14 protein-coding genes are annotated in these 17,079 nt (G+C 76.0%); 5 read left to right on the top strand and 9 right to left on the bottom strand.

Features of this window, described 5'->3' with window-relative positions:
• The first annotated feature begins 119 nt into the window (after positions 1 to 119).
• Positions 120 to 557 carry a hypothetical protein gene (locus tag WCD41_RS02825; RefSeq protein WP_337711854.1) on the top strand — a complete coding sequence of 146 codons (438 nt, stop codon included), beginning with the start codon at positions 120 to 122 and terminating at the stop codon, positions 555 to 557.
• Here the strand turns inward: WCD41_RS02825 and WCD41_RS02820 are convergent.
• A complete protein-coding gene (locus tag WCD41_RS02820; protein ID WP_337711853.1) occupies positions 554 to 1,423 on the bottom strand; it encodes an alpha/beta fold hydrolase in 870 nt (289 codons plus the stop codon). The genes WCD41_RS02825 and WCD41_RS02820 overlap by 4 nt on opposite strands.
• A gap of 128 nt (positions 1,424 to 1,551) precedes the next feature.
• On the opposite strand from WCD41_RS02820, the gene WCD41_RS02815 reads away from it, so the two are divergent.
• On the top strand, positions 1,552 to 3,750 hold the full coding sequence (locus WCD41_RS02815; RefSeq protein ID WP_337711852.1) for a WD40 repeat domain-containing protein: 2,199 nt from the start codon (positions 1,552 to 1,554) through the stop codon (positions 3,748 to 3,750).
• Between the two features lie 71 nt (positions 3,751 to 3,821).
• Here the strand turns inward: WCD41_RS02815 and WCD41_RS02810 are convergent, their stop codons facing one another.
• The gene (locus WCD41_RS02810) at positions 3,822 to 5,018 is read right to left on the bottom strand and encodes an oxygenase MpaB family protein (protein WP_337711851.1); all 1,197 of its coding nucleotides are present in this window, start codon (positions 5,016 to 5,018) and stop codon (positions 3,822 to 3,824) included.
• Between the two features lie 45 nt (positions 5,019 to 5,063).
• Between WCD41_RS02810 and WCD41_RS02805 the strand changes: the two genes are divergently transcribed.
• Positions 5,064 to 5,681 (top strand): TetR/AcrR family transcriptional regulator, encoded by a 618-nt coding sequence (locus WCD41_RS02805; RefSeq protein ID WP_337711850.1) that lies wholly within the window; start codon positions 5,064 to 5,066, stop codon positions 5,679 to 5,681.
• 1,869 nt (positions 5,682 to 7,550) lie between these two features.
• Here WCD41_RS02805 and WCD41_RS02800 read toward each other — a convergent pair.
• From WCD41_RS02800 to rfbD, 4 genes are all read right to left on the bottom strand, one after another.
• A complete protein-coding gene (locus tag WCD41_RS02800) occupies positions 7,551 to 8,417 on the bottom strand; it encodes a glycosyltransferase family 2 protein (protein ID WP_337711849.1) in 867 nt (288 codons plus the stop codon).
• A 17-nt stretch (positions 8,418 to 8,434) separates the two neighbouring features.
• On the bottom strand, positions 8,435 to 9,346 hold the full coding sequence (locus WCD41_RS02795) for a tetratricopeptide repeat protein (protein WP_337711848.1): 912 nt from the start codon (positions 9,344 to 9,346) through the stop codon (positions 8,435 to 8,437).
• A gap of 39 nt (positions 9,347 to 9,385) precedes the next feature.
• On the bottom strand, positions 9,386 to 9,631 hold the full coding sequence (locus tag WCD41_RS02790) for a hypothetical protein (RefSeq protein WP_337711847.1): 246 nt from the start codon (positions 9,629 to 9,631) through the stop codon (positions 9,386 to 9,388).
• Positions 9,632 to 9,701: 70 nt separating this feature from the next.
• Positions 9,702 to 10,628: a dTDP-4-dehydrorhamnose reductase gene (rfbD, locus tag WCD41_RS02785; RefSeq protein WP_337711846.1), complete on the bottom strand. Its 927-nt coding sequence runs from the start codon at positions 10,626 to 10,628 to the stop codon at positions 9,702 to 9,704.
• A 413-nt stretch (positions 10,629 to 11,041) separates the two neighbouring features.
• Between rfbD and WCD41_RS02780 the strand changes: the two genes are divergently transcribed.
• Positions 11,042 to 12,997 carry an LCP family protein gene (locus WCD41_RS02780; protein WP_337711845.1) on the top strand — a complete coding sequence of 652 codons (1,956 nt, stop codon included), beginning with the start codon at positions 11,042 to 11,044 and terminating at the stop codon, positions 12,995 to 12,997.
• A 32-nt stretch (positions 12,998 to 13,029) separates the two neighbouring features.
• Entirely contained in the window at positions 13,030 to 13,749 is a 720-nt protein-coding gene (locus WCD41_RS02775) for a TIGR03089 family protein (RefSeq protein ID WP_337711844.1), read from the top strand.
• Between the two features lie 90 nt (positions 13,750 to 13,839).
• On the opposite strand, the gene WCD41_RS02770 is transcribed toward WCD41_RS02775, so the two are convergent.
• The 3 genes from WCD41_RS02770 to WCD41_RS02760 all read right to left on the bottom strand — a co-directional run bounded on the left by WCD41_RS02770 (position 13,840) and on the right by WCD41_RS02760 (position 17,014).
• Positions 13,840 to 14,376 carry a DUF805 domain-containing protein gene (locus WCD41_RS02770; protein WP_337711843.1) on the bottom strand — a complete coding sequence of 179 codons (537 nt, stop codon included), beginning with the start codon at positions 14,374 to 14,376 and terminating at the stop codon, positions 13,840 to 13,842.
• A gap of 106 nt (positions 14,377 to 14,482) precedes the next feature.
• Positions 14,483 to 15,637: an acyl-CoA dehydrogenase gene (locus tag WCD41_RS02765; protein ID WP_444876293.1), complete on the bottom strand. Its 1,155-nt coding sequence runs from the start codon at positions 15,635 to 15,637 to the stop codon at positions 14,483 to 14,485.
• Positions 15,638 to 15,733: 96 nt separating this feature from the next.
• Positions 15,734 to 17,014, bottom strand: coding sequence for an FAD-dependent oxidoreductase (locus WCD41_RS02760; protein ID WP_337711842.1), 1,281 nt, complete (start codon positions 17,012 to 17,014; stop codon positions 15,734 to 15,736).
• Between the last annotated feature and the right edge of the window lie 65 nt (positions 17,015 to 17,079).

Here is a 17,079-nt window from a genome sequence, read left to right as displayed (position 1 = left end):
TGACCCCCCTCGTCGATGACGAATCGTGACCGCGGGCGATAGTGTGGACCCTCCCGGGGCTGTCGGGCGCACGACCCCGCCCAGGTCCCGCCGTCGGGGGAACGAGCAGGAGGGGTGCGGTGGCCTCGAATGCGTGGGAGCGCGCCCAGGACGCCATCGCGCACGCCCACCAGCGGGCCACGGAGCGTGACGAGGACGTCGTCACGCCCGACACGGCCGTCTCCCCGTTCGACGCGTCGAGCACGACGGTGCTGCCCCACGCGATGACCTCGCGCCACGGGCGCGGGCAGGACCCGGACCTCACCCAGCGGCTGCCGCAGGGCGAGGGACGCCGGACCAACGGGCATCACCGCGCCGGTCCCGACCAGGACGGCGAGGCGACCACCGTGCGCTTCGACACGCGCCCGAGCACCCACCCGGGCACCTCGCCGTTCCCGGCCAACCCGTTCCCCGGCGGGCCCGGGCCCGAGCGGCGCGACGAGCGGGACGCCCCCGTGGACGAGACCCCGGTGGCCGAGGCCCCCCGCCCGTGGTGGCGGCGCCTCTTCGGGCGTTAGGTCCCGGCCCGGGCGAGGAAGGCCGCGAGCCGGGCGTCGACGGCGTCGGCGTGCGAGCTGGGCAGGGCGTGGCCGGCGTCCGGCCACACCTCGACCTCGACGTCGGGGATCAGCGCCCGGGCCCGCCGTGCCGCGCGGTCGGCCCGCAGCACCGTGCTGCGCCCGCCCAGCAGCGCCAGCACCGGCATCGCCAGCGACCGGAGCGCGGCGTCGGACGGGTAGCCGGGCGGTGCGAGGGCCATCCGGTAGGTCCGCGCGCCGAGCTCCATCACCGGGGTCAGTGGGTCATCGGCCGGTGGCTCCTCGCCGCCCGCGTAGCGCAGGAAGAACCGGCGGCCGCCCACCAGCGAGGCGATCGAGGCGAGGACGAACCCCGGCCGCAGGCGGGCGAGCGTGTGCGCCGGCTCGAGCAGCGCCAGCGAGCGGACGGCGTCCGGGGACCGCGCCGCGAGCTCGAGGCCCCACCGCCCGCCGAGCGAGGCCCCGACGACGTGCACGGGACCGCCGATCGCGTCGACGACCTCGGCGAGCCAGGCCGCCTGGTCGGCGTCGGAGGTGAGCGGCGCGGTCTGCACGCTCGCCCCGGGCTCGCCGAGCAGGTCGACGGCCCACACGGTGTGCCGGGCCGCGAGCGCCGGCAGGTTCGGCGCCCACATCGCCGTCGTGCCGATGCGGCCGGGCACGAGCAGGAGCGAGGTCCCGCCGGCGTCCCCGAACCGGTGGGCGCGGACCGTGCCGAAGGCCGTGGCGACGTCGCGGGAGACGTGCGGCGGCAACCCGGCCATGGCCCGCTCCAGCGCCGCGGCGTAGCGCGCCCGGGCCTCCTCGTCGACGAACCCTCCGACGGTCGTGCGTGCTGTGGTCATGGGATCGAGGAGATCGCGGGCGACGATCGACGCGCCACGGCCGTCCGGCCATTCCCGGTCGCCGGGTGGCCATCGCGGTGTAACGGGCACGTGCGGGGCGTCGACGGGCGGGTGTGGATGGGCCAAGAGTGATCGACGGGTCGTTCTGGTCCGGGCTGGAGACGCGCGTCGCGACCGAGGGGGTCGACGCCGTGCTGGCGTCCCCCGGGTCGCTGCCCGAGGGTCTGCGCCACGTGCTGGACCTGGAGGCCCACCACCTGCGCGGCTGGGACCGGGCCGCCTCCCCGGAGCTGCTGGCGCAGCAGGTCCTCACCCGCGCCCACGCCCTCGGCCTGCCGGACCTCCCGACGGCCGCCCGTGACCGGATCGACGCGCAGCGGTGGACGGTGCTCGGGGAGCGCTGGCGCACCCAGCCGTTCTCCCCCGCGCTCGTGCGCACGCTGTCCGGGCACCGGGGCGGCATCGTGGACGCGGCCTTCGCGCCCGAGGGCCGCCTGTTCGCGGTGTCGGAGGACGGCGAGCTGCGGGTCTGGGACGTGGCGACGGGGACGTCGCGGACCGTCGACGTCGGCACCGGGACGCGCCCGACGAAGCTCGCGGTCTCGTCGGACGGCGGGCTGCTCGCGGTGGCGTGTCTCGACCGGTCGGTCGTCGTCGCGGAGATCGCGGACCTCCCCGACGGGGCCCTCCGGACCGTGGGTCGGCACGACGGCTGGATCCACCGGCTGCGCTTCCTCCCCGGGAGCCCACGGCGTCTGGTGTCGGCCTCGGAGGACCGCACGGTGGTGATCCACGACGTGGAGACCGGCGTGGCCGTCCACGTGCTGACGGGGCACCCCGGGGAGGTCGTGGCGCTGGCGGTCTCGCCCGACGGCGCGACGGTCGTGTCCGGGGCCGGCCGGACGGTGCGGGTCTGGGATGCGGCGACCGGGGTGTGCCGGCAGGTCGTCGAGGAGCCCGACGACGTCTTCGCGGCGACGTTCGTCGACGACGGCACCCTGGTCGCCACCTCCCGGCTCGGACCCGTCCACCGCTGGGACGTGCGTCATGGCGAGCTGCGCGACCGCACGCGGCTGGACGTCCCCCGACCCGACCGGTACGGACCGGGTTGGCCCAAGAGCGTGGTCGCCCTGCCCGGCGGGCGGGCGCTGGTGGCGAACGACGACGCGGTGGTCGACGTCTGGCGCGTCCGTCCCGACGACCCGGCGCGGGCGCGGGTGGCGTCGCTGACCGGCCATCGCGACCACACGTCGGTCGCCGCCGTGAGCGCCGACGGGCGCCTGGCGGTCACGGGGGACGAGGCCGGGATGCTGCTCCTCTGGGACCTCGAGGCGGTCGACGACGTGCCCGACACCCCGCTGGGCCTCTACCTCGACGTGGAGGAGATCGCGGTGTCCCGCGCCGCGGAGACGGTGGTCGTCTGCCCGCAGCAGGCGCTGCGGCTGGTCGCCCGGGACACCCGGACCGGGGAGGAGCGCTGGACGGTGGCGGACGAGGACGACGGGACCCGCGTCGACGTCCTGTGGTTCTCGCCGTCGGGGCGCACGCTGCACACCGCGGACCACCGCACCGTCGAGCACCGCTCGGTGGAGACCGGCGAGGTGGTGTCCCGCGAGGAGATGCCGGGGGTCGTCAAGGCCGGGCGCGGTGACCACGCCGTGGTCGTCACGACCTCCTACCGGCCCGTCGAGCGGCACCACCTCGCCGTCGTCGGGGCGTCCACCGGCGCCGTGCAGGCGTCGGTGGAACTCCCGCCGGAGGTCGGCTGGCCGCGCGCTGTCGCCACGGCGCCGGGCCTGCGCAGCATCGCCGTCGCCGGCGACGACCACCTCCTCGTGTGGGACCCGCTGTCGGGCCACACCGCCACCGTCGCCCTCGACGTCCCCGGGCGGTCCGTCCGCCGCGTCGCGATCGACGACGAGTGCTGCCACGTGCTCGCGACCGACGACGCGGGGCGGGTGCACCCCTGGGACGTCGCGTCGGGCGAGGTGACCGCGGTGCCCACCGGTGGGCGCCTCCTCGCCGTCGCCGGCCTCGCCGGGCACCGCGCGGTGACCGCCGGTCGCGACGGCGCCGTGACGCTGTGGGACCTGGCGCGCGCACGGGCGGTCGGCGCCGCGCCGCTCGACAGCACGCTGGAGGCGATCGCCGTCGACGGCCTCGACGTCGCCGTCGGCGACGGGGCGGGGAACACCCACCTCCTCGCGCTCGTGGTGGGCGCCCCGGCGCCGGCGGTGCCGGAGTCGTCGCGGGCGCCGGTGCCGCCTCCCCCGCCGCCGGGGCCGGCCCGCCCGTCGCTGCTGCGGCGGCTGTTCGGGCGGGGCTGACGCCGGCGAGCGAGTGAGTGGCGTGACGGACGTTGAGTGTCTGCGGAGCCACTCCGCGGACACGACACGCGCTACTCCGGGAGGGGCGACACGCCGGGGCGGGCGCCGGCGAAGCGGCGGGTGATCTCCGCGCGCGTCCAGGCGTCCCCCCGCCGCTCGAGGGCGCGGCGCCCGGCGCGGGTGCGCGCCACCACGCCGGAGAGGACGAGGTTGCGCAGGAGCGTGGGCGGGACGGTCCAGGGCAGCGCGGCCGGCCCCGTGTCGGGCAGGCCGAGGTCCGTCAGCGCCTCGCGACCGAGGAACCACCGCAGCAGGCCGAGCACGTGCTGCCGGCGCCGCGGCGACTGGCCGTCGACGAGGGCCCCGGCGAGCGCCGGGCCGGCGGGGGTCACGTCGTCCTGGACGAGCAGGACGTGGTGCAGGAACCGGTTCTGCTCGCGTTCGGTGGCGAAGAGCCAATCGTCGTCGACGCCCATGAGCCAGCCGACGTAGCGCCACAGGTGCATGACGGCGCGGGACTCGGCGGGCGTCACCACCCACCCCAGCGCCCGGGCCCCGAGCAGGCCGGTGCTGCTGAACAGGCCGAGGGTGGCCGCCTGGTCGGCCTGGTTCACCGGCAGCCCCCAGTGCCCGACGTCCCAGCGCCCGTTGGTCTCGAAACGCCGGTTGACCAGCGCGTGCATGGCCCGCACGTGGACGGTCAGGCGCCAGCCCTCGCCGTCGCGGCGCATCCCGCCCGGGGCGATCACCGCCCGCGCCCACTCGGTCGTCTCCCCGAGCCGGCGCACCGCCGTCGACCCGGTCAGCCCGCCGGTCGCGACGAGCAGGTCGGCGGGGCCGCCGAAGCGGTAGCCGCCGATCAGCGACAACGTGAGCAGGACGTCGTCGAGCGTGCGGCCCATCCGGCGCAGCGCCCGGCCCCCGCGTTCGACCTCGTCGAGGTCGACCCACGTCGGCGTGTCCTCGACCGCCGCGAAGAACCGCGCCAGCGCCGGCGTCTCCGGCTCCCCGCCGGCGAGGGCCCGGTGGAACGAGGCCATCGTGACCCGCTCGGCGTCACCACGGGCGCGGCCCATCGCCGCCGCGAGGTCGGCCCCGAGCTCGTCGCGCGCGAACATCCGCGTGCCGATGCGGTCGAGCAGCTCCTCGTCGACCCCGCGGACCCGGGCCACGACGCCCAGGGGCCGGGCGATGCGCCGTGACCGCTCGGGGGCGGCCCGGAAGCGTCCCGGATAGCGGGTCTGCTGCTCCTGCGCGCGTGCCACCATGACGTCCATGCTGAGACGAGTTCCTGCTCGCGTTCAAGTCGCGTCGTGACCGCACCCCGCCGGCGCCGCGAGCCGCGGCAGGAGCGCTCGCGGGTGATGGTCGAGCGGATCGTCACCGCGGGTCGGGCCGTCCTGCTCGAGCGCGGGGTCGACGGCCTGACCACCAACCACGTCGCCTCCGCCGCCGGCATCAGCCCCGGCTCGCTCTACCAGTACTTCCCCGACAAGGACGCGGTCGTCGACGAGGTCGTCGCCCGGTACGCCGACGACCTCGAGGAGCGCGTCACGCAGGCGTTCGTCGACACTGCCGCGGAGCGCGACCCCGCGCTCGCGGTCCACCGGGTCGTCCTCGCCCTGGTCGACGCCCTCGCCGAGCACCCCGCGCTGCTGCGGGCCGTTGCAGAGCGGCTCCCCCGGGCCGGCGACGACCGGCGCGCGGCGTTCGCGCGGCGGGTGGACGCTCTGCTGACGAGCACGTTGTTGGCCCGTCACGGCGGCGAGCTGCGCCACCCGGCGGGCACGGTGGCGTGGCTGCTGGTGCGCACCGTCGAGAGCCTCGCCGTCGGCTACGTGCTCGAGGAGCCGCCGATCCCCCGCGAGGCCTTCGCCGACGAGGTCAGCGCCCTGGTGCTGGGGTACCTCGGGCGAGCGCTCGACGGATAGCGCGCCCGGCTTCTTCCGATCCCGCCCGCGCTGTCGGGGGTGGGCGCTACGCTCGTCCCGTGTTCGAACAGGTGTTCGCTTCGTTGCCGGAGGGGCTGGCCACGGCCCCGCCCGGCGCGGCGCTGGGCGCCCTGCTCGAGCAGGTCGATCCCCGCGAGGTGTCCCCGCACGACACCGTGGTCCTCGCCGCCGCGTGGCGCCGCCAGCTCTCCCACCACGAGGCCCGCTTCGCGCTCGCGGCCCGGGAGGTCGCCCGCGCCGACCCCGCCCGGCCGGGTGGGCGCTGCCAGAGCTACGGCGAGTTCTGCACCGACGAGCTGCGCGCGGTGCTCAGCGAGTCCCGCACGCGGGTGTCGAAGCTCCTGGGCCAGGCCGAGACGGCCCTCGCCGCGATCCCCGAGCTCTGGCACGCCTGGGACGCCGGACTCATCGACACCGACCGGGTCCGCCTCTGCGCCACGTGGACCTCGTCGCTGTCCGCCGAGCACGCCCGCCAGGTCGTGGTGCGGGTGCTGCCCGAAGCGCCCCGTCTGACCTTGTCCGCGCTCATCGCACGGTTGCAGCAGCTCGCCACGGCGATCGACCCCGACTGGGCCGCCCGGCTCTACGACAACGCCCGCAAGCAGCGACGCGTCCGCGCGCGGCGCACCGACTCCGGCACCCTCAACCTCTCCGGGCTCGACCTCCCTCTCGACGCCGGCGCCCTCTCGGTCGCCCACGTCGAGACCCTCGTCCTGCGCGCCAAGGCCGCCGGGCACCCCGGTCTGCTCGACACCATCCGCGCCGACATCTACCTCGCCCTGCTCAGCCCCCGCCCGCAGGGGTGGGACGACGACGCCCTGGTCGCCCACGTCGTCGCGCACGCCGACCCCGCCGACCCACCCGGCCGCAGCACACCCCGCCACGTCGGCGCCGACGGCCCCGCCCCCGGCGGCGGCGACCCCACCCCCGAGCCGGTCGTCCCCGACCCGGACGACCCCGAGCCCGACGAACCCGAGCCCGCGGCAGGGACGGCGGCACGGGGCTCGCGGCGGGCGCGGATCGAGATGCGCATCGGGCTGCTCACGCTGCTCGGTCACGACGAGAAGCCCGGCACGATGCCCGGCTACGGCATCGTCCTCGCGCCGTTCGCGCGCCAGTTCGCCCGCCGGCTCGCCCACGCGCAGTGGCGGGTCGCGGTCACCGACGACGACGGACACCTCGTCGCCGCCCTGGTCACCCGACGCCGCCCCCGCAGCTTCGCCACGGCCCCACCCGGCGCCACCTCACCCGCCGCCCGCCCGGTGCTCGAGCTCCACATCAGCGAGACCGACCTGATGCGCCCAGGCATGGTGCCCGGAGAGTGGATCGGCGTGCTCGACGACCTACGCGCCCAGCTCCGGACCTGGACCGCGCCGCCGGACGGCGCCGACCAGGCACGCCGCCGCTTCCCCTCCGCCGCCCTCGCCCGCTGGATCCGCACGCGCGACCGCTCCTGCGTCTTCCCCCCGTGCCGGGCGTCGTCGCTGGTCGCCGACATCGACCACACCGTCGCCGTCACCGACCACGGTCCGACGCTCGAGCACAACCTCGACGCGCTCTGCCCCCACGACCACCGCCTCAAGCACGACGGCGGCTGGCGCCTCCACCAGCCGTCACCGGGCAGCTTCGTCTGGACCAGCCCCACCGGCCACCGCTACCACCGCCCACCACGACCGGTCCGGCCCGACCTGCCCGAACCCGCCCCCGGACACCACCGATCCAGCACCTCGCCGGCAGAGTTCGCCTCGGATGCACCGATGTGGACCAACGACCCCTACCCCGACGGCCGCCCGACCGGCAGGCCACCGCCGCGAGCCCCCGGATCAGCGAGGAGGACGACCCGCCGTTCTAGAAGGCGCTGCGGGCGCCCGAGCGCGCCCGCAGCCGCAGCCCCACGCGCAGCACGCCGCGCAGCGGGGCCCAGCGCACGCCGCGGTATCGGTCGGCGAGGAAGCGGTAGGCGCTGCGGTGGTGCTCGGCGAGCATGCGCGCCGAGGTGGGGGCGTCGCGCTCGGTCGCGTGCCCACCGGCGTGGACCACCTCGGCGTCGGGGACGTAGACGTTGAGCCACCCGGCGCGTCCGAGCCGGTCGCCGAGGTCGACGTCCTCGAAGTACATGAAGTAGCGCGGGTCGAAGCCGTCGACCGAGTCCCACGCCTCGCGGCGCAGCAGCACGCACGAGCCCGAGAGCCAGCCCGCGGTCCGCTCGGCGACCGAGCCCTCCTGCCGGTAGGAGCGCGTCCACGGGTTCGTCGGCCACACCGCCGAGAACAGCGCGTGCCCGATCCCGCGCCCGAGGCCCGGCTGCAGGCGCGCCGAGGGGTAGACCTCGCCGCCCGTGCGGATCAGCGGGCCGAGGGCGCCGGCGCGGGGCCAGCGGTCGACGGCCTCGACGAGCGTGTCCAGGGCACCCGGGGTGAACACGATGTCGGGGTTGGCGACGAGCACCCACCCGACCTCGGGGGGCAGCCCGGCCACGCCCCGGTTAGCCGCCGCGCCGTAGCCCACGTTCTCGCCGATGCGCAGCAGCTCGACCCGCTCGTCGGCGGCGGCCGCGGCCTCCGGGGCCCCGTCCACGGAGCCGTTGTCGGCGAGGATCACCCGGTAGGGCCGGGCGGTGGCCTTCTCCAGCGACGAGACGAACTCCGCGAGGGAGTCCCCCGGCGAGTAGGTCACGCAGACGACGGCGAGCGCGGAACCGTAGGGATCGGGCACCGCCGCATTGTCGCGGTTCAGTCGTCGTACTCGTCGACCAGCCCGCGGTACTGCGTCTCGAGCAGGGCGACCGCGTCCGGGTCGCCGCGGCGGGCGGCCTCCTCGACGTAGGGCGCGGCCTCGTCGGCGCGGCCGACGTCGAACAGGAACCGCCCCAGGTGGAACGCCGCGCCGGGCTCGCCGACCTCGTGGGCCCGGCGCAGCTGCTCCTCGGCACCGCGGTGGTCGTCGCGGCGGTCGCGCAGGAACCAGCCGTAGTAGATGTGCCCGCACGGCGCGCCCCCCTCGGCGGCGCGGCGGTAGAGATCGGCGGCCTCGTCGACGCGCCCGGCGGCGAGCCGGCAGTCCGCGAGCGCGAGCAGCGTCGCGGGCCTGGTGTCGTCGAGCAGCTCTTCGGCGAGATCGGTGGCGGTCACCGGGTCGTCGAGCTCCTCGAGGTGCAGCGCGACGAGGTTGAGCGCCGCGAGCTCGTCGCCGAGCCGCACGGCGCGGTCGAGCACGTAGAGCGCCTCCTGCGTGCGTCCGCGACCGCGCAGGAAGACGCCGTAGTCGTTGGTCGCGGCCGCGTCGCCCCCGTCGAGGCCGACGAGGAACGCGGCCTCGGCACTCTCGTGGTCGCCGATGGCGGCGAAGGTCTCGCCCAGCAGCCCGGCGTGCTCGCTCTCGCGGCGGCCCATCACGACGGGGGTCAGGAGGTCGACGGCCTCGCGGCGCTCGCCGCGGTCGAGGTGCGCGACAGCGAGCATCGCGGGCGCCGAGGGCTCACCGCTCGCCAGCGCCCGGCGCAGCAGCACGATGCGGTCCTCGATGCCCGCCGCGGTGGCGCCGCCGGGCGCGGCGGCGAGGTCGCGGGCCTGCGCGCAGAGGGGCTCGTCGTGCGGCTCGCCGCCGGATGCTGCGGTCGCCCCCGACGCGGCCTGCTCCGTCATCGGATCAGTGTGCGCGTCCGGGGACCACGGCGGAACCGTCTAGAGACGGGGCCCGCTCGGGCCGTCGTCGACCGACGGCAGCGTGAGCGGCCAGTAGCGCCAGGCGTCCGGCGCCGCGGCGCGGGCGTCGCGGGCCTCGCCGCGCATCCGGCGCCGGTGCTCGGCGCGCCAGCGCTCGTCGCGGGCGACGCGCGCCCGCAGCCGGTGGCGCTCGCGCCCGGCGTCGATCACCAACCACACGGCGACGAGACCGAGCAGCGCCAGGAGCACCGTCTCCACTGCCATGACCGCTCAACGCGCGACCCGCCCCGGAGGACACGCAAATGACATCGATGGGATTAAGCGATTAGTCCGTTCAGCCGAGCAGTAGCTCCGGATGGTGGCGCACCGCGGTGTGCAGGGCCTCCCGCCAGGGTGGTAGCGGGGCCAGCCCGGCCGCGCGCCACGACGCGTCCGAGAGCACCGACCACGCCGGGCGCGGGGCCGGGCGCGGAAAGGACGCCGTGTCGCAGGGGCGGACCCGCTCGGGGTCGGCGCCGAGCTCGTCGAACACCGCGCGCGCCAGGCCCCACCACGTCGTCCCCCCGCCGCCCGCGGCGTGGAGCGTCCCGGCCGGCGCCGACGACCGGCCCAGCGCGATCAGGCCGTCGGCGAGGTCGGCCGTCCACGTCGGCGAGCCGTGCTGGTCGTCGACGACGTCGAGCGTGTCGCGCTCGCGCGCGAGCCGGGCCATGGTGCGGACGAAGTTCGCGCCACGCGCGCCGTAGAGCCAGGCGGTGCGGACGACGTGGTGGGCGTCGGGCAGCGCCTCCCGCACCCGCTCCTCGCCGAGCCACTTGCTGCACGCGTAGACCCCGGCGGGCGCCGTCGGGTCGTCCGGCTCGAGGGGCCGTCGCGCGCCGTGGGGCAGCGGGCCCAGCACGTAGTCGGTGGAGACGTGCACCATCCTCGCGCCGACCTCCGCGCACGCGGCGGCGAGCAGGCCGGGGGCGTCGGCGTTGACGGCGTGCGCCTGCGCGGCGGCGTCCGGGTCGGTCTCGGCGCGGTCGACGGCGGTGTACGCGGTGGCGTTGAGCAGGACCGCCGGCCCGTCGCCCGCCCCGTCACCGGACGCCGACGCCCACGCGCGCACCGCGGCACGCACCGCCGCGGGGTCGGTGACGTCGAGCTCGGCGCGGGTCAGGCCGACGACCGCGTCCCCGGGCTCGCCCGGCGGAGTCCCCGGCGCGCCGAGCCGGGTCACCAGCTCCGCCCCGAGCGCTCCCCCCGCACCGGTCACCATCCACCGCACCGGAACCCACCCCCCGTCGATCACCCCGGCGCAGTCTCGCAGCCGCGCCCGGGGCCGACTCCCCCGCGGTGGGCGTGTCCGCGTGACCACGCCCCGCCCCTCCCGCGCGGACCCGCCCTGCTCGGGCCCCGTTTCCGGGGTCCCGTCGTGACCAGGAGTCGTCGCGACGCGCCGACGAGCCGTCCAACGGGTGAGAGCACCCGAACGGTCCAGACGCCGTCTAGCCTGCGAGACACCGGGACCCGGCCGTGGCGGCCGGGTTCCGGCGAGAGCACCCAACCGCGCGCCGGGGGCCGCGCGAAGGTGATCGCGAGGCGGTGCGCGTCGCCGAGCAGCGACGGACCAGGATCGACCCGGAGCGACCGACCCGGTGCTCGGGCCCGACGGCGGAGGGAGGCGTGGCGATGGACCGTGACGACCCGGGCCCGCCGCGCCGTGACCCGGCCCGCCGCTTCGGGCCCTCCGCCGCGCGACGCAGCCCCGGTCGCGCCGGCGGACCGCCGGTGGACGAGGCGCCGCGGCCCGACGACAGCATCACCGAACCGGACCGCCGCCCGAACAGCAACGGGAACGGGAACGGGCGGCGCCCCCACGGCGACGGTGCGGCGCCGGCGGGCGCCCGCCTGCGCCGCCGCGACCTGGCCGAGCTCTCGGCGTCCCCGTCCGCCGCGCCGCCCGGCGCCCGCGGGAAGACCCGGAGGGACGCCCCGCCCCGGGACAGGCCCGACCGGCCCGAGCGAGGCGACCGTCCCGAACGGCCCGACCGGCCCCGCCGCGAGCCGTCCCGGGACGCCGCTCGTGACACCGCTCGCGACCGGCCGCGGGACGGCGAGCGGCGCCCGCCACCGCCACCGGGACGGCCGCGGCCGCCGCGGGAGGTCCCGGAGCCGCCCGACGGGGGCGGCCGGCGCCGCGCGATCGCCCGCAGCGTCCGGCTCGGCCTCGTCGTGCTCTCGGTGCTGGTGTTCGCGCTCTCCGGCACGGCGTGGGCCGCGCTGTCGGGCAGCATCAGCGGCACGAGCGCGCTCGGCGACGGTCCGGTCGGCAACGCCGCGGACGGCGCCACCGACATCCTGCTCGTCGGCGTCGACAGCCGCAGCGACGCCCAGGGGCAGCCGCTGCCCGACGACGTCCTGCGCGAGCTCGGGGCCGGCGCCGCGGACGGCGTCGTCAACACCGACACGATGATCCTGGTGCGGGTCCCCAACGACGGCAGCCGCGCGGTCGCCTTCTCGATCCCCCGCGACAGCTACGTCAGCATCCCGGGGGCCTTCCGCCGCGACAAGATCAATTCGGCGTACCCCGGCGCGAAGGCCGAGGAGGCCAACCGGCTCGTGCAGTCCGGCGTCACCGATCCGCGCGAGGTCGACGTCCGCTCCTCCGAGGCGGGCCGCCAGGAGCTCGTGAGCGCGGTCGGTGACCTCACGGGGCTGACCGTCGACCACTTCGCCGAGGTCAACCTCCTCGGCTTCTACACGCTGACGAACGCGATCGGCGGCGTCGACGTGTGCCTGAAGAACCCCGTCGACGACGACCTCTCCGGCGCCCGCTTCCCGGCCGGCCCGCGCACGGTCGCCGGGCACGACGCGCTCGCCTTCGTCCGCCAGCGCCACGGCCTGCCCAACGGCGACCTCGACCGCGTCCGCCGCCAGCAGGCGTTCCTCGCCTCGATGTCGCGCAAGGTGCTCTCGAGCGGCACGCTCGGCGACCCGATCACCCTGACCCGCCTGCTGGACGCCGTGCGCCAGTCGGTGGTGCTCGACGGCAACTGGGACCTGCTGCAGTTCGCGCAGCAGATGCAGGACGTCAGCGCCGGCGCCGTCGCGTTCCTCACGATCCCGACCAACGGCACCCGCAACATCGACGGTCGCGGCGAGGTGCTCGACGTCGACCCCACCGAGGTGCGGACCTTCGTCAACGACGCCATCGGCCCCGAGGACTCCGCCGACGCCAACGACGACGGCCCGGCGCCGGCCACGATCCCCGTCGACGTCCGCAACGCCTCCGACGCCCAGGGCGTCGCCGCCCGCGTCGTCGCGGTCCTGGGGGCCCAGGGCTATGCGCGGACCGTCGCGGGCAACGCGGAGGCGGCCGCACCCCGCTCCGAGGTGCTCTTCGGCCCGGCCGGCGACGGCGGCGGCGCGCGCGTGGCCCGCAGCCTCGGCGACCTGCCGGCCCGCTTCGACCCGACGGTGCCACCGAACTCGGTGCGGGTCCTGCTGGGCGCCGACTACCGCGGGCCGGGCGCCGCCGCGGCGCCCCCGCCGCTGCGCAGCGACGACGACGCCGAGGTCGCCGCCGTCGCGGCCCCGCCGCCCGCGCCGGCGATCACCGCCGAGGGCGTGCCCTGCATCGACTAGGGACGGCGCCGACTGGGTAGCGTCGTCCACCGATGACCACCGTCACCGACGCCCTGCTCGCGCCCCTGCTCGCGGGCGACCCGGCCCGCCCGCTGATCACCTTCTACGACGACGCCACCGGCGAGCGCATCGAGCTCTCCGGGGCGACGTTCGGCAACTGGGTGGCCAAGACCGCGAACCTGCTGCGCGACGAGTGCGACGTCGAGCCGGGCTCGACGGTCGCCGTGCTGCTGCCCGCGCACTGGCAGACGGCGGCGGCACTGTGCGCGGTGTGGGCGTGCGGCGCCCGGGCCGTCACCGAGCCCGACGGCGCCGACGTCGCGCTGGCCGACGGGAGCACGCTGGAGGCCGCCGCGGCCGCGGGCCTGGTCGTCGGGTTCTCCCTCGACGCGTTCGGCCGCGCGCTCGAGGGGCTGCCCCGCGGCGCCGTCGACTACGCGACCGAGGTCCGCGTGCACGGCGACCACTTCGACCCCCTCGCCCTCGTGCCCGACGACGCGCCCGCCCTCGCGGACGCGGACGCCGCGTCCGTCGTCGCCACGGCCCGGGCCCGGGCCGCCGAGCTGGGGCTGGGCGCCGACGACCGCGTGCTCTCCACCGCGGCCTGGCCGCTCGCCCTGTCCGGTGGGCTGGTGGACGGCTTCCTCGCCGTGCTCGCCGCCGGCGCCTCGCTGGTGCACGTCCGCCACCCCGCGGGCGACCAGGAGCGCCGGGCCGGCACCGAGAAGGTCACGCGGGTCCTCGACGCCTGACACGCCCGCCCAGGAACGGACGAACGGCGCCCTCGCTGCCGGGGCAGCGAAAGCGCCGTTCGTGTCATCGAGGGCCGCAGGCCCGACCGGTCACGCCTGGGGCGCGCCCGGGTACTGCTGCTGCGGCGGGTACTGCTGCTGCGGCTGCTGCGGGTAGCCCTGCTGCTGGTAGCCGCCCTGCGGGTAGCCCTGCTGCGGGTACTGCTGCTGCGGGTAGCCGCCCTGCGGGTAGCCGCCGGCCACCTCCTGCTTCGGGTTCATGCCGTACTCGTTGGCACCCGGCTGGCCGTCGGTCGCCCACCACACGATGAGGATGATCGCGCCGACGAGCGGGATCAGGGCGAGCAGCTGCCACCAGCCCGAGCGGCCGGTGTCGTGCAGGCGGCGGGCACCGACCGCGAGCGACGGCACGAGCACGGCGAGCTGGTAGATCGTGGTCAGCAGACCGCCGCTCGTGGAGAACCCGGTGCTCGTGGTCGAGAAGCTCGCGGTGCCGATCAGCACGTCGATGATGCTGAGGACGATCACGGCGAGGATGTTGAACAGCACGAACATCCAGAACTCGGTGCGACGCGCACGCCCGCTGAAGTCGGCGTACTGCTTGAGCACCTTCAGGTACCACTGCATTTGGGGGGCCTCTCACGGAGCGTCGTGGGGACCAGTCCCGTCGACGGGTCCTTTCGCCCGGCTAGGCTAGCTCCCCATACGCTCTGTGACGAGTACCCCGAACGGGCTACTTCTTCAGCAGGGACCGCGCCATGACCATGCGCTGGATCTGGTTGGTGCCCTCGTAGATCTGGGTGATCTTGGCGTCGCGCATCATCCGCTCCGCCGGGAAGTCCACCGTGTAGCCGGCGCCGCCGAAGATCTGCACCGCGTCGGTGGTCACCGACATCGCCGTGTCCGAGGCGAAGCACTTCGACGCGGAGGCGATGAGGCCCATCTTCTCCCCGCGCTCGGCGCGGGCCGCGGCCGCGTAGACGAGGTGGCGGGCGGCCTCGGTGTTCATGGCCATGTCGGCGAGCATGAACTGGACGCCCTGGAAGTCGGCGACGGCCTTGCCGAACTGGTGACGCTCGCGGGCGTAGTCGACGGCCGCGTCGAGCGCGCCCTGCGCGATCCCGACGGCCTGCGCCCCGATGGTCGGGCGCGTGTGGTCGAGGGTCGCGAAGGCGGTCTTCAGCCCGGTGCCGGGCTCGCCGATGATCCGGTGACCGGGGACGCGGCAGTTCTCGAAGTAGATCTCCGTGGTCGGCGAGCCCTTGATCCCGAGCTTGTGCTCCTTCGGGCCGACCGAGAAGCCCGGGTCGTCCTGGTGGACGACGAACGCCGAGATGCCGTTGGCGCCCTTGTCCGGGTCGGTCTTCGCCATGACGGTGTACCAGTCGGAGATGCCGCCGTTGGTGATCCAGCACTTGGTGCCGTTGAGCACCCAGTCGTCACCGTCCCGCTCGGCGCGGGTGCGCATCGAGACCGTGTCCGAGCCCGCCTCCCGCTCCGAGAGGGCGTAGCTGATCATCGACTCGCCCGAGGCGATCGAGGGCAGCACGGCCTGCTTGAGCTCCTCGGAGCCGGACAGGATGATCGGCATCGAGCCGAGCTTGTTGACCGCCGGGATGAGCGACGCCGACGCGTCGACCCGGGCGACCTCCTCGATGACCATGCACGCCACGATCGAGTCGGCGCCCTCGCCTCCGTACTGCTCGGGGATGTGGATCGCGTGGAAGCCGTTCTGCGTCAGCGCCGTGCGGGCCTCGACCGGGAAGCGGGCCTGCTGGTCGACCTCGGCCGCGTACGGCGCGATCTCCTTCTCGGCCAGCGCGCGGATCGACTCGCGCAGCGCGTCGCGCTCCTCGCCGAGGCTGTACAGGTCGAAGTCCGGGTCCACGGCGTTCCTCCACACACGATTGCGTTCCGAGGTCACGATACTCGGACGTCCTACCGTCGGGGGACCTCGCGATCGCCCCTCGGCGTGTGGTTCCCGCTACCCCCGGTCAGCAGCGACCGGTTCGGGGGCGCGCCACGCGAAGGCCGGCGCCCGCTCGGGGCGCAGGCCCACGCCGATGAGGTAGGCGGGCACGATCGTGGCCGGCGGGAACGCGGCCATGAGGCGCCGGATCGCCCGCGGCGGGCCACCGCGCCGCCCCGCGAGGACCGGCACGACGATCCCCCGGTGCATGATCCGCTGGAGGGTCTGCACCGCGACCGTCGGCCAGAGCCGGCGGCGCCGCACGCGGTCCAGGTCGTCGTCGGTCGTCGTCCCGTTCCGCAGCGGCTCGGCGAGCAGCGTCGCGGCCGCCACCGCGTCCTGCACGGCGAGGTTGATGCCCACGCCGCCGATCGGCGACATCGCGTGGGCGGCGTCGCCGAGGCAGAGCAGGCCGGGGACGTGCCAGCGGCGCAGCCGGTCGAGCCGGACGGACAGGAAGCGGACGTCGTCCATGCTCTCGAGGGCGTCGACCCGGTCGGCGAGGTCGGGCGCGATCGCCGCCACGTCGGCGCGGAAGGCCTCGATGCCGCGCGCCCGCAGCGCGTCCTGCTCGCCCTTGGGCGTCATGTACGCGATCTGGAAGTAGCCCTCGCGCGGGATGACGACGGCCATGCGGCCCGGGCCGATGCGCGGGGTGAGCGCGGGCGCCTCCTCGTCGGCCCGCCGGGGCAGCCGGAACCACCACGCGTCCATCGGGCACGGGAAGTCGACGACCTCGAGACCCGCCTCGGCGCGCGCCGTCGAGCCGCGGCCGTCGCAGGCCACCACGAGGTCCGCGGCGAGCTCGCCGGTGCCGCCGTCCGGGGTGCGCCACGTGACACCGGTGACGGCGCCGCCGTCACCGTGCACCAGCCCGGCCACCTCCGTGCTCATCCGCAGCGTGAACGCCGGCTCGGCCGCGCCCGCGTCGGCGAGGAGGTCGAGCAGGTCCCACTGCGGGACCATCGCGATGTACGGGTGCCCGACGCGGCCCGCGAGGCGGCGCAGGTCGCCCACCACGAGCGTCTCGCCGTGCTCGCCGACCGGGAACCCGACCCGGTCGAGACGGCTCTGCGGCAGCGCCGCGAAGCGCTCGCCGAGCCCCAGCTCGTCGAGCAGGTCGAGCGTCGTGGGGTGCACGGTGTCGCCGCGGAAGTCCCGCAGGAAGTCGGCGTGCTTCTCGAGCACCGTGACCTCGACACCGGCCCGGGCCAGCAGCAGCCCGAGCACCATCCCCGCCGGGCCGCCCCCGGCCACACACACCGTCGTGCGCTCCACGGTCCCCACCTCCGACATCTCAACGTCTGTTGAATCCGAGTGTGGACCCGTGCGTCGCAGAAATCAACGGTCGTTGAAACACG

Source organism: Actinomycetospora aeridis, assembly GCF_037400275.1.
Classification (GTDB): domain Bacteria; phylum Actinomycetota; class Actinomycetes; order Mycobacteriales; family Pseudonocardiaceae; genus Actinomycetospora; species Actinomycetospora aeridis.
This window is presented reverse-complemented; position numbering and strand designations above follow the sequence as displayed.

Coding starts and splice junctions, on each gene's coding strand:
- rfbD (WP_337711846.1), bottom strand. CDS start 10,628: ATGGTGACCGGTGCGGGGGGAGCGCTCGGGGCGGAGCTGGTGACCCGG.
- WCD41_RS02780 (WP_337711845.1), top strand. CDS start 11,042: ATGGACCGTGACGACCCGGGCCCGCCGCGCCGTGACCCGGCCCGCCGC.
- WCD41_RS02810 (WP_337711851.1), bottom strand. CDS start 5,018: ATGGTGGCACGCGCGCAGGAGCAGCAGACCCGCTATCCGGGACGCTTC.
- WCD41_RS02760 (WP_337711842.1), bottom strand. CDS start 17,014: ATGTCGGAGGTGGGGACCGTGGAGCGCACGACGGTGTGTGTGGCCGGG.
- WCD41_RS02790 (WP_337711847.1), bottom strand. CDS start 9,631: ATGGCAGTGGAGACGGTGCTCCTGGCGCTGCTCGGTCTCGTCGCCGTG.
- WCD41_RS02770 (WP_337711843.1), bottom strand. CDS start 14,376: ATGCAGTGGTACCTGAAGGTGCTCAAGCAGTACGCCGACTTCAGCGGG.
- WCD41_RS02795 (WP_337711848.1), bottom strand. CDS start 9,346: ATGACGGAGCAGGCCGCGTCGGGGGCGACCGCAGCATCCGGCGGCGAG.
- WCD41_RS02820 (WP_337711853.1), bottom strand. CDS start 1,423: ATGACCACAGCACGCACGACCGTCGGAGGGTTCGTCGACGAGGAGGCC.
- WCD41_RS02775 (WP_337711844.1), top strand. CDS start 13,030: ATGACCACCGTCACCGACGCCCTGCTCGCGCCCCTGCTCGCGGGCGAC.